Genomic DNA, 12,737 nt, shown 5'->3' with positions numbered 1-12,737 from the left:
ATGATAACCGGGTCACATCAACATTATGCCGTTTGTGCATAGGCCAGTGCTGAACAGCATTGGCCCAAAAACTTCTACAAGCCTAGCATTCGCAGCGTTCCGGCCTGTTCCGGGTCCATATCGAGATGATTTCCGTCATGTCCTCCGCTGCATCATTCCGCACAGAAAAAGACCTGCTTGGCGTACTCGAAGTACCGGCTCAAGCGTATTACGGCATCCAGACCCTGCGAGCGGTGAACAACTTCCGCCTCTCGGGCGTTCCGATTTCGCATTACCCGAAATTGGTGGTCGGCCTGGCAATGGTCAAGCAAGCAGCCGCTGACGCCAACCGCGAGTTGGGCCAGCTCAGCGAAGCCAAGCACGCTGCCATCAGCGAAGCCTGTGCCCGTCTGATCCGCGGCGATTTCCACGAAGAGTTCGTGGTGGACATGATTCAAGGCGGCGCTGGCACTTCGACCAACATGAATGCCAACGAAGTCATCGCCAACATCGCGTTGGAGGCCATGGGCCACAACAAGGGCGAGTACCAGTACCTGCACCCCAACAACGACGTGAACATGGCGCAGTCGACCAACGACGCCTACCCAACCGCGATCCGCCTGGGTCTGCTGCTGGGCCATGACGCGCTGCTGGCCAGCCTCGACAGCCTGATCCAGGCGTTCGCCGCCAAAGGCATCGAGTTCGGCCACGTGCTGAAAATGGGCCGTACCCAATTGCAAGATGCCGTGCCGATGACCCTCGGCCAGGAATTCCGCGCCTTCGCCACCACCCTGGGTGAAGACCTGGCTCGCCTGAAAACACTGGCGCCAGAGCTACTGACCGAAGTGAACCTGGGCGGCACCGCCATCGGCACCGGCATCAACGCCGACCCGCGTTACCAGGCCCTGGCCGTACAACGCCTGGCGCTGATCAGCGGCCAGCCGCTGGTTCCGGCTGCCGACCTGATCGAAGCCACCTCCGACATGGGCGCTTTCGTGCTGTTCTCCGGCATGCTCAAGCGTACTGCGGTGAAGCTGTCGAAGATCTGCAATGACCTGCGTCTGCTGTCCAGCGGCCCACGCACCGGCATCAACGAGATCAACCTGCCGGCACGCCAGCCAGGCAGCTCGATCATGCCCGGCAAGGTTAACCCGGTGATCCCGGAAGCCGTGAACCAGGTTGCGTTCCAGGTTATCGGTAACGACCTGGCCCTGACCATGGCAGCCGAAGGCGGCCAACTGCAGTTGAACGTGATGGAGCCGCTGATCGCTTTCAAGATCTTCGACTCGATCCGCCTGCTGCAACGCGCCATGGACATGCTGCGCGAACACTGCATCGTCGGCATCACCGCCAACGAAGCCCGTTGCCGCGAACTGGTGGAACACTCCATCGGTCTGGTCACCGCGCTGAACCCGTACATCGGCTATGAAAACGCCACCCGCATTGCGCGTATCGCCCTCGAAAGCGGCCGCGGCGTGCTGGAACTGGTGCGCGAAGAAGGCTTGCTCGACGACGCCATGCTCGACGACATCCTGCGCCCCGAAAACATGATTGCTCCACGTTTGGTCCCGCTGAAGGCCTAAGCGTTTGATGCACCGCTCACCAGGTTGAGGGACTAGACACCTCTCACCTTTTGAGGGCCTGAAGGCTCGTTCTTCAGGCCCTTTTTTTTGCCCCAAGGTTGTGAAATGACGCCCATAAAAAATCCAATATCGCCCTGCAAACCCTCCTTGCCTGCAACCGCCTGGCTGAAACCTTTAATCGCCCCGTGCAGACGGATCACGCTCGCCTAGGTATAGTGCCGCCCCTCTTCGCGTCTGCGGCCGTCGGTAACGAGGCCCGCAGACATCGCGAAAGCGCATGAATAACAACACCCGCAAAAGGATTGGGGCGAAGCGTCGTGCACTGCCTGGTGCTGAGCGACGCGTCGGACCGTCCTGCGTTTGCCATTAGAAAAATCAGCGAGGAACACTCCATGCTCGAAGTCATCAACGACTTCCTCTCAGGGAAAGTACTGATCGTGCTCATTGTCGGGCTCGGCGGTTATTTCACGATCCGCTCGCGTTTCGTACAGTTGCGTCACTTTTTCCACATGTTCTCGGTGTTCAAAGACAGCCTGAAGAGCAGCGCCGGCCAGCTCAGTTCCTTCCAGGCGCTGATGCTCAGCCTGGCCGGCCGCGTGGGTGCCGGTAACATCGCCGGTGTCGGCATTGCCGTGACCCTGGGTGGCCCGGGTGCCGTGTTCTGGATGTGGGTCACCGCGCTGGTGGGCATGTCCTCGAGCTTTATCGAGTGCTCCCTCGGCCAGTTGTACAAGCGCACCGATGCCGAGGGCACCTACCGTGGCGGCCCGGCGTATTACATCCAGCACGGCTTGCAGAAGCGCTGGCTGGGTATGGTCATGGCGTTCCTGTTGCTGGTGACTTTCGGTTTCGCCTTCAACGGCCTGCAAGCCCACGCCGTGACTCACTCGCTGAACAACGCCTTTGGCCTGGACACCACCTACACCGGCCTGGCGCTGGCGGTATTGCTGGGCCTGGTGTTTATCGGCGGGATCAAGCGCATCGCTTCGATTGCCGACCTGCTGGTGCCGGTCAAGACCCTGGTCTACATCGCTGTGACCCTGTACGTGATCGTGCTGCAATTCGACCACGTGCCGGCCATGCTCGCGACCATCGTCAAAAGCGCTTTCGGCCTCGACCAAGCCTTCGGTGGCCTGGTGGGCAGCGCGATCATCATGGGTGTGAAGCGCGGCGTGTTCGCCAACGAAGCCGGTCTGGGCAGTGCGCCTAACGTGGCGGCAGTGGCCTCGGTAGAACACCCGATCGCCCAAGGCGTGGTGCAGGCGTTCAGCGTGTTCCTCGACACCTTCGTGATCTGTACCTGCACCGCGTTGCTGATCCTGCTCTCCGGTTTCTACACCCCAGGTTTTGAAGGCGACGGCATTGCCCTGACCCAGAACTCCCTGGCGGCGGTGGTCGGTGACTGGGGCCGCATGTTCATCTCGGTGGCCCTGGCGTTGTTCGTGTTCACCTCGATCATGTACAACTACTACCTCGGCGAGAGCAACCTGCGCTTCCTGGTGGGTAACAACCGCAAGGTGCTGATGGGCTACCGTGCGCTGGTGCTGGTGCTGATTTTCTGGGGTTCGATCGAGAACCTGAGCACCGTGTTCGCCTTCGCCGACATCACCATGACCCTGCTGGCGTTCGTCAACCTGTTCGCCCTGGCGTTCCTGTTCAAGATTGCCATGCGCATCCTCAATGACTACGACAACCAGCGTGCCGCAGGCATCAAGACGCCGGTGTTCGACTCCAGCCAGTTCCCTGACCTGGACCTGGACCGCAAGGCCTGGCCGGCCAACCCGGCAAAGGCAGAAGTCACCTCGGCTGAACTGAGCGCTCAAGCGCAACGTTAATCACCGCTAGATGACACGCCGCCCGGCCTTGGGCATGCTCTGGGCCCGGCGGCGTTTTTCGTTCAGGAGATTTTTCATGCAACCAGCTAACAACGTGATGGTGCTCTACACCGGCGGCACCATTGGCATGCAGGCCAGCGCCAACGGCCTGGCGCCTGCGTCGGGTTTTGAGGCGCGCATGCGCGAACAGCTCACCGATGCAGCAGTGCCCATCTGGCGCTTTCAAGAGATGTCGCCGCTGATCGACAGCGCCAACATGACGCCCACTTACTGGCAGCATCTGCGCAGCGCCGTGGTCGAGGCCGTGGACGCAGGCTGCGATGCGGTGCTGATCCTGCACGGCACCGACACCCTGGCCTACAGCGCGGCAGCCATGAGTTTTCAACTGCTGGGCCTGCCGGCGCCGGTAGTCTTCACCGGCTCCATGCTGCCGGCCGGCGTGCCCGACAGCGATGCCTGGGAAAACGTGAGCGGCGCCTTGACAGCCTTGGGCGAAGGCCTGGCGCCGGGCGTGCAGCTGTACTTCCACGGCGCGCTGATGGCACCGACCCGTTGCGCGAAAATCCGCAGCTTCGGTCGCCACCCGTTTGCGGCCCTGCAGCGCAATGGCGGCGTCGCCCAGGCCGACATGATCCCGGCCGCCCTGCATTACCGCCAGCCCAAAGCCTTGGCCAATGTCGGCGTGTTGCCGCTGGTGCCGGGCATCGCTGCCGCGCAACTGAACGCGTTGATCGACAGCGGCATCCAGGCGCTGGTGCTGGAATGCTTCGGCAGCGGCACCGGGCCGAGCGATAACCCTGATTTTCTCGCCAGCCTCAAGCGTGCGCAGGAACTGGGTGTAACCGTCGTGGCAATCACTCAATGCCATGAAGGCGGCGTGGAACTGGACGTGTACGAAGCCGGCAGCCGCCTGCGCGGCGTGGGCGTGCTGTCCGGTGGCGGCATGACCCGTGAAGCGGCGTTCGGCAAGCTCAATGCCCTGCTCGGCGCCGGGCTTGAGGCCAGTGAAGTGCGCCGCCTGGTGGAACTGGACCTGTGCGGCGAACTGAGCTGACCGGCATGTAACTTGCTCCACTTCCAGCCATCCCCTGGCTGGAAGTTTCCATGCTGCATTCCCACCTCACCACCCTCAATGCTGTTTCGCTGGTGCTTAACACCTTCAAAGGCTTGCCGCACGAGGCGCTGCTGGCCGGCAGCGGCATCTGTGCGGCGGACTTGAGCCGGGCCGACACGCGCATCACCACCAATCAGGAAATGCGCGTGTGCGCCAATGCCGTGGCCCTGCGCCGCGATGTCGGCCTGGAGCTGGGCGCACAAATGCATGTGTCGGCCTACGGCATGCTCGGTTACGCCCTGCTCACCAGTGCCACCTTTGGTGACGCATTACGCTTGGCCCTGCGGTATCCGGCGCTGCTGGGAACACTGTTCGAGTTGAGCCTTGAAGAGGACGGTGAGCGAATCTGGTTCACCGCCGGCGACTATCGGGAAAACCCCAGCCTGGAAATGTTCAACGTCGAGCTGTGCCTGGCGTCATTGAAAGTGATCTGCGACGACCTGCTCGGCCAGCCTCTGCCCTTACTGGCTGCGCGCTTTGAACATGATGCCCCCGACTATCGCATGCGCTACGCCGAGCGCTTCCCCTGCACGCTGCAATTTCAGGCCACCGCCAATGCCTTTGCCTTCGACAAACACTGGCTGGACCAGCCGCTGCCCCTGGCCGACGCCATTACTCACCAGGCGATGGCCGAGCGTTGCCGCAAACAAAACCTGGAGTTCACCGGGCGCCAGGCCTGGCTCGGCAGAATTCGCCAGCTGCTCGCCGCACAGCTCAACGCCGCGCCGGGCCTGGAGGGCTTGGCCGAGCAGATGAACTGTTCGGCACGCACCCTGCGCCGGCATCTGCATGACCTGGGCTGCAGCTACCAGGAGCTGCTGGACGAGCTGCGTTTCGAGCGCGCCAAGCAACTGCTGGCTGAGGACCACTGGCCGATTTACCGGATTGCCGAGGCACTGGGCTTCAGCGAAACGGCAAGTTTCAGGCATGCCTTTGTGCGTTGGAGTGGCGTGGCGCCGAGCCAATTTCGCGCATGATGCTTCATTGAGGGGCGAATTCAGGACAGATAATTTGGCCATAATTATCCCCTTTTGGCCGCTCCTGCCGTTCTCTTAAAGCACGCCCGCCGCAAGACTGGCTCCACCGATACAGCCTGCGGAGAACAACAAATGCTGACGATCTACTCGGACGATCACCACCTGCACCATGGCCGCTGTGAATTGATGGACGGGCAACTGATGCCCTGCTTTGAAATGCCCTCGCGCGCCGACCACGTGTTGCAACGGGTCAAAGACCGCGAACTGGGCCCGGTACACGCGCCGCAGGATTTCGGCCTGGCACCGCTGCAGCGTATCCACAGCCACGACTACCTCGACTTCTTCCAAGGCGCCTGGCAGCGCTGGACCGAGTACGGCCAGGAGGGCGACTTGCTGCCCTACACCTGGCCCGCGCGCACGCTGCGCCGGGTGATCCCCACAAGCCTGCATGGCCAGTTGGGCTATTACAGTTTCGACGGCGGCGCGCCGATTACCGCCGGCACCTGGCAAGCGGCCTACAGCGCGGCGCAAGTGGCCCTCACGGCGCAACGAGCAATCCAGAGCGGCGCCCACAGTGCCTTCGCCCTGTGCCGCCCACCTGGGCATCATGCTGCGGGCGACTTGATGGGCGGTTATTGCTACCTCAACAACGCCGCCATTGCCGCCCAGGCCTTCCTCGACCAAGGCCACAAACGCGTCGCGATCCTGGATGTGGATTACCACCACGGCAACGGCACCCAGTCGATTTTTTACGCACGCAGCGACGTGTTGTTCACCTCGATTCATGGCCATCCGGAAGCAGAGTTTCCGTTCTTCCTGGGCTATGCCGACGAGCTGGGCGAAGGTGAAGGCGAAGGCTTCAACTTCAACTATCCACTGCCGGCCGGTTCCGGTTGGGCAGCCTGGAGTGCCGCACTGGAAGAAGCCTGCGCCCAGATCGAGCGCTACGGCGCCGACATCATCGTCGTGTCCCTGGGCGTGGACACGTTCAAGGACGACCCTATCTCGCAGTTCAAGCTCGACAGCCCGGACTACCTGGTCATGGGCGCGCGCATCGCCCGGCTGGGCAAGCCCACGCTGTTTGTGATGGAAGGCGGCTACGCAGTGGAAGAAATCGGCATCAACGCCGTCAACGTCCTCGAAGGTTTTGAAGGAGCAGCCCAATGAACAGGCTCAAGTCACTCGTCCTCTGCGCCGCCGTCATCGGTGGCGCGGCCCACGCCGAAGAGAAAACCCTCAAGGTCTACAACTGGTTCGACTACATCACGCCCAAAGCCCTGGAAGACTTCAAGGCGCAGAACCCCAAGATCAAATTGGTCTACGACATCTTCGACACCAACGAAGCGCTGGAAGCCAAATTGCTCACCGGCAATTCCGGCTATGACGTGGTGGTACCGTCCAACGTGTTCCTGGCCAAGCAGATCGAAGCCGGCGTGTTCCAGCCGCTGGACCGCAGCAAGCTACCAAACTGGAACCACCTCGACCCCAAGCTGATGAAGCTGATCGAAGCCAACGACCCCGGCAATAAATTCGCCGTGCCTTACATGTACGGCACCATCCTCATTGGCTTCAACCCGGCCAAGGTCAAGGCCGCCCTGGGCGACAATGCGCCGGTAGACAGTTGGGATCTGATCTTCAAGGAAGAGAACATCAGCAAGCTCAAGCAATGTGGTGTGGCGCTGTTGGACTCGCCCTCCGAGATCCTGCCACTGGCCTTGCAGCACCTGGGCCTGGACCCCAACAGCAGCAATCCCAAGGACTACGACAAGGCCGAAGCGCTGCTGATGAAGATCCGCCCCTACATCACCTACTTTCACTCCTCCAAGTACATGGCCGATATCGCCAACGGTGATATTTGTGTGGCGGTGGGTTATTCAGGCAGTTTCTCCCAGGCCGCCAACCGTGCCAAAGAAGCCAAAAATGGCGTGACCGTGGACATGCGTCTACCCAAGGAGGGCGCGCCGATCTGGTTCGACATGCTCGCCATCCCCAAAGGCGCTAAAAATCCGGACGACGCCTACACCTTCATCAACTACCTGCTGCAACCCACAGTGATCGCGCCCATCAGTGACTTTGTCGGCTATCCCAATCCGAACAAGGACGCTACCGAGAGCGTCGACCCTGCCATTCGCCACAATCCCAACTTGTATCCGACCGACACCGCCATGGCCACGCTCTACACCCTTAAACCTCTGGACAGCAAAGCCGAACGCGCCAGAACAAGGGCCTGGACCAAAATCAAATCCGGCACCTGAAGCACCTTGGTTTGACGGGCGCCTTCAAATGCGCTCGTGAAGGTGGGCCTATCTAAGCACCGCCTCTCTGTGTGGCCGCGCCCTGGCATGGAACGCCTGGCCTTTACCTCAGGCTAGTTCCACCAAACGGCCAGACAGGGAAGCCTCATCATGAACGCCTCCGCTTCAAGCACCACGCCCACCAACACACCGCGTCCGGATGCACGGATAGCGCTGCTCACCCAGCTCTCTACCGGCCCTTCACGGGCGAACGCGTCTGATCTGATTTAGCGGCGCCACCGCTATTTATCTACCGTCCTCCCGGCAACGGCCATCGCTACCTTGCACATCCTCAACGCCCGTCCAGGCTAGCGATTGCAGCGGAGCAACACATGCCCAACGATCTACTTAACAACAATCATCGCCCACCCAGCACCTATGAACTGCTCACCCAGTTAACCACCGGGCCCACCACCCACGAGGTCGCCGCCACCACGTTGCGCGCGGCACTCAAAGAACTCTACCCCACCCTCAATATCGACCCCGACCTGGCCATGGTGATCAGCCCTCGCTGGAATGTCGTGGGCAGCACTGTCGAGCCGGCGCCAGCCGTTCTCCAATCCCTGACCTCAGTGCTGGCTCATCAAGCGCTGTCCCGCGAGCGGGTAACTTACATCGATGGCGAGCACTTCCTCACTTTGCAGCCGTACGCGGCGGCGCCTGTGCACCTTGAGGTGAAGATCGATGCCATCGCGCGCTTGATCAATGAGTTATCCGACTTTCTGTTCATCGCGTTTCAGGAACAGCAACTTAACTTCTGGAACGCCTCCAACGGTAGCAGCGGACCACGCTGGCAGACGTTTTCCAACTCGCTGAGGAAAGTGTGGAACGTCACCGAAGAGCAAGGCCTGGATGAGCACCAAGCGGCCATGGCCCGTGGAGTGTTCCAGAAACCCGACCGGGACAGACGCTCGTTGAATGATCGCTACAAGAGTCACGCCTACCTGGTTGATGTCGATCTACTCCGGGACGGCGAGTCCACCCACGTCAGTTTCATGGACATCGCCGTGTTGGTTGGCGAGCATGACAAACGCCCATTGATCCTGACGCACTCGCTGGTAAGCGGTTACGAAACCTTTGAGTCACTTGAAACATTCGGCGCCTCGCTGCCCGCCCGGTTGAGTGCGCCAAAGCGCGATACCACGTTGCAATGGCGCTTGTATGAACCCGATGGCAACTTTTTCGACACACTGGCCTGTACTCTGATCGAACTACAAATCCGCGCCATCGGCAGTTACGGCCAGGCCTTTGTCGAGGAGCCGGCAGAGGAGCAGGCAAGCCCGGCCACCGTCGCCCGCATTGTGCCCAGCATCGAAGAGATGAGCGATCACCAACTCTCGAGTATCCGAGACGTTCATCATCAACTGCCCGACTGGCTCGCTTCGGCATCGGACTCGGACACCGCCGCCTATAGCCGCTACATGATCGACCTGGCCCAACTGCATACCCATTATCACGGCGAAACATTCCGGGACGGCATTGCCCCCATTCGCGACTATGCCCGCACACAACTGCAAAGCCGCATCCACTCGCATAAAGACGGTGCGAGCCTGAACCTGGACAAAATCGAGGTGGTGATCGAAAGCCCGGTGGTGTGGGGCACGCTCGTCGTGCCGGGCAGCGTGGACATCACCCGTCGCAGCCTGATCGATCTGGCGTTGGACAACCTCACCGGCCTGCCCACCGGCAACACCACGGTGCACTACAACGGCAATGACGATGGCGTCCCCAGTTGGCTGACCTTCAGCTATTTGAAAGACCTGATCGAAGACGTTGATATCGGCAAGCACTATCCCGTGCTGATCAAACAGAAACTGCTCGATGACCCGGCGCAATCCAGTCACCGCCAGCAGCTCTACATCAACCACCTGCGCCTGCAACTGCCGCTGTTGGCCCTGCAAATGAAAATCCGCCAACAGGGCGCAATTGATGAACTCGGCTACCGCTACGTTGCCGCCGTGATGCACGCCGATGAATACGACCGGCATGTAGACGGGCAGCCCATTGTTATCCGCGCCCTGGCCTTCGTGCCCACCCTGCGCCCCGGCCATGAGCGCGACGTGGTCGCCAATATGTTCGTGATCGGTCCAAGGAACGCCAGCGCCGGTCCATGCCTGCTTTATCGCCCGTTGCTGGAACCGATGCTGATGCAATTCCCGTCACGGCAAAACCTGCTGTACGCCATCAAGCATGACCGCCCCTTGCGCGAATCGGTGCTGGCCTGGCTGCCGCAAGCGCAAAGCTTCAACTACGCCCAATATGTGTTCCCGGACACCTTGCCCTCGCCCTGGACGGTGGTGCGAGCCCTGGTCGAACCCCTTACCGTGCTGTACATGAGCGGCCCCGTGACCCTGACCGATGAAGAAGTGGGCAATGACGCCCTGGCAATGCTGTTCAAGGCCAACGCCACCGCCATGGTCGAATTGGCGGACCGTCAGTCGGTGTCCAATGTGCAGAAACGCTGGGCGACGTTTCGACACACTGGCTGGCAAATCTTCAACGCTGCCCTGCCGTTCATGGGCCGTACCGTCGGAATTGCCGCCTGGGTCTGGCAAATCATGGACGACCTGCAAGCCACCGAGGAGGCTGTGAACAAGGGGGATCAACAAGCTTCGTGGACAGCGTTAGTCGATGTATTCCTCAACCTGGGCATGGCTCTGACCCTGCACATCGCCCTGCGCCATCCGCGCCCGCTGGAACAGTTCGAGGCGCCGAAGATCGAAACTGAATCCGAGTCAACAACGATCGAAACTGCCGATAAACCACCCGTCACCGAGAAAAAATATACTGCTGTGCAACAAGCAAATATTCCCGACAGCCAACTGCCCGCCAAGCATCAAGACGCCGTACACATCCTGGGGGCCCTGAGCCATAGCCGCTTGGGCCTGGCCAAGACACTTGACGGCTTCAACGTCGCCAAACCCGATAAACTTGGCGAACAAAACAAAACGCCCGGGCGCCACTTGAACCTGTATCCACTTGCAGACAAGTGGTATGCACCGGTTGGTGAGCGTTGGTTCGAGGTAAGGGTGGATGACAACGACAGTGTCATCATCATTGACCCGAAGGCACCGTTGCGTACGGGCCCGCCGTTGATCGGCAACCTGGCGGGCCAGTGGTTTGTTGATGTCCGTTTGCGACTGCGCGGTGGAGGTCTTCGACACCGTCGGCGAGCGGTCAAGGTCGATCAGCCTGAGCGCGTGGCAACACTCATGACCCAGCTCAACGCCTTCGACGCGGTCGCCACCAGCAAACAATTGGACGTGCTTAAGGCAAAGCCTGCACTGGACGCCGCCCCCGGCCCTTCCACGGACCTGCTGCGTACAGCGTTCATAGGCAACGTCGACAACCGACTGGCGGCGTACGATGAAGCGATCAGTCAGTTGAAGTCCTTGAGCATCATCGAGGCCGTGCCCACCTATCAGAGCAACATGAGTGAATACCTGAAACAGCAAATACAACTGACTCAGGTAGTCGTGGAACAACAATTGGTGGGCTATAAAGAGGCCTTGAAGGCTTCGTCCCTGATCCTCGACCCCGAAGTAGACATTGACTATAAAAACCAGGCGCGAAGCGCACAAACCCTGTCCACCTTGAACCTGGCAATCATCAAGCGCCTGGAGTTCATCAACAACCGTTTCAGCGATCTCAAAGTGCTGGGAGATGACGGCGCAACGGTCATTCAAAAAACCCTGAGCGAGTTGCCACTGCTCACCCTCGCTGAGCTCAAATCTCTGGAAATCAGCTTGGGTCGCTACTTGTGTATCGATGAAGCGCAAAGCCAGATCCCTGCCACGCTGCGAGAGCAGGTGGACCAGAGCGTCGATACAGCCGAACTGAACGTCGAGAGTTTCAATGAAATCATGAAACGGGACAGCGGTACGCTGGATGAACGCATTGATGTGCTCAACAGCCTGGTTGAGCAATTTTCCAGCGCAGACCAACGCCTGCTGGACATGCATGCCGAGCACCCGCAGTTTCTGCTGAAACCCCGCCTGGAAAGCTTTCGCCAGCAGATTGGCGAATTCAGCCAGCGGGCTATTCACGACCTGGCGCAACTGCTGCGCGAGAAAAAAGCCCTGGAACCCAAGCCCGGCAGTTCAAAAGCCCCGCCCGCGCCACGGCGCAAAGTCATCAAGACACGCTACGACGGCACTTTAATAGCCCAGCCCCAAGAGGCCGATAGCACGCTGGTCGATGTCAGGGCGTCCGTGACGGGCAAGGTACTCGCTACGTTTCATGAAAAAACCCCAGGCGTCTGGGTCAAGCGGCAAAAGGTCAGCCCGCCAGCGCCAGCGCCTGCCACTGTAGACCTGGATACCAGCATCAACACCGGGCAAACGCTATTGGACAGCGAGCGAGCTGAAACCCACAAGTACCGGGATTTTTCGCGTAAACCCTGGCATTCGCCCCAGGACATCCAAGATATGTTCGACGCCTACGGCAAACAACTGGAGGACGCGTCAAACGATATCGAGCAAGCGCTGACTCGGCGCAATCTCACCGAGAGCGGTCATACTTCCGCCGCTTCGACCAAGCGCAACCTCAACGAGGCAGCACAGCGGCTTTATCGCCTGGGTAGAAAAACCTACATAGACATGCTCAAACAGCAACCGCCAACTGCGGCGCGGGTGGAGTGGCTGCATAGCCAAGGGCTGATAAAGATCGGCAAAACCTTCAGCCGCCGCGCCGTCAAAGGGCCGCCTAAGGGCTATCTGGACGAGTACGAAGTACGCGATAAAGAGACCAACACTGTGCTGTGGTACGCGCACTTTCACTATGCAACGAAAGGCGCCGCCCTTGAGAAATTCGAGAAGGGCCACCTGAAAACCCGTGAACAACAGCGCCTTGGTGGCTCTCGCCAACGCACCGGCCCCAGTGACTGGGAAATGATAGAAATCCACCGCAGCAGCATCGGTGATCAATTGGCCAAGTCGCTGTTCTTCAACAGCTGA

Annotated in this window: 7 protein-coding genes; all 7 read left to right on the top strand. The window is 60.2% G+C overall.

What is annotated here, in order from left to right:
- Nucleotides 1-137: 137 nt before the first annotated feature.
- The 7 genes from aspA (at nt 138) to AB4P96_RS02250 (ending at nt 12,737) form a co-directional block, all read left to right on the top strand.
- Entirely contained in the window at nt 138-1,562 is a 1,425-nt protein-coding gene (aspA, locus tag AB4P96_RS02280) for an aspartate ammonia-lyase (RefSeq protein ID WP_138450573.1), read from the top strand.
- Nucleotides 1,563-1,954: 392 nt separating this feature from the next.
- Nucleotides 1,955-3,397, top strand: coding sequence for a sodium:alanine symporter family protein (locus tag AB4P96_RS02275; protein ID WP_138450575.1), 1,443 nt, complete (start codon nt 1,955-1,957; stop codon nt 3,395-3,397).
- 76 nt (nt 3,398-3,473) lie between these two features.
- The gene (locus AB4P96_RS02270) at nt 3,474-4,451 is read left to right on the top strand and encodes an asparaginase (protein WP_138450576.1); all 978 of its coding nucleotides are present in this window, start codon (nt 3,474-3,476) and stop codon (nt 4,449-4,451) included.
- A gap of 50 nt (nt 4,452-4,501) precedes the next feature.
- A complete protein-coding gene (locus AB4P96_RS02265; RefSeq protein WP_138450578.1) occupies nt 4,502-5,488 on the top strand; it encodes an AraC family transcriptional regulator in 987 nt (328 codons plus the stop codon).
- A gap of 132 nt (nt 5,489-5,620) precedes the next feature.
- Nucleotides 5,621-6,655, top strand: coding sequence for a histone deacetylase family protein (locus tag AB4P96_RS02260; protein ID WP_395600473.1), 1,035 nt, complete (start codon nt 5,621-5,623; stop codon nt 6,653-6,655).
- Entirely contained in the window at nt 6,652-7,743 is a 1,092-nt protein-coding gene (locus AB4P96_RS02255; protein ID WP_099550236.1) for a polyamine ABC transporter substrate-binding protein, read from the top strand. The genes AB4P96_RS02260 and AB4P96_RS02255 overlap by 4 nt, the downstream gene beginning before the upstream one ends.
- A gap of 371 nt (nt 7,744-8,114) precedes the next feature.
- Nucleotides 8,115-12,737, top strand: a complete 4,623-nt coding sequence (locus tag AB4P96_RS02250) for a dermonecrotic toxin domain-containing protein (RefSeq protein WP_395600472.1) — start codon at nt 8,115-8,117, stop codon at nt 12,735-12,737.

Source organism: Pseudomonas sp. B19125 (assembly GCF_044218855.1).
Taxonomy (GTDB): Bacteria; Pseudomonadota; Gammaproteobacteria; order Pseudomonadales; family Pseudomonadaceae; genus Aquipseudomonas; species Aquipseudomonas edaphica.
Note: the sequence above shows the minus strand (reverse complement) of the source record. Positions and strands in the feature narration are given on the sequence as shown.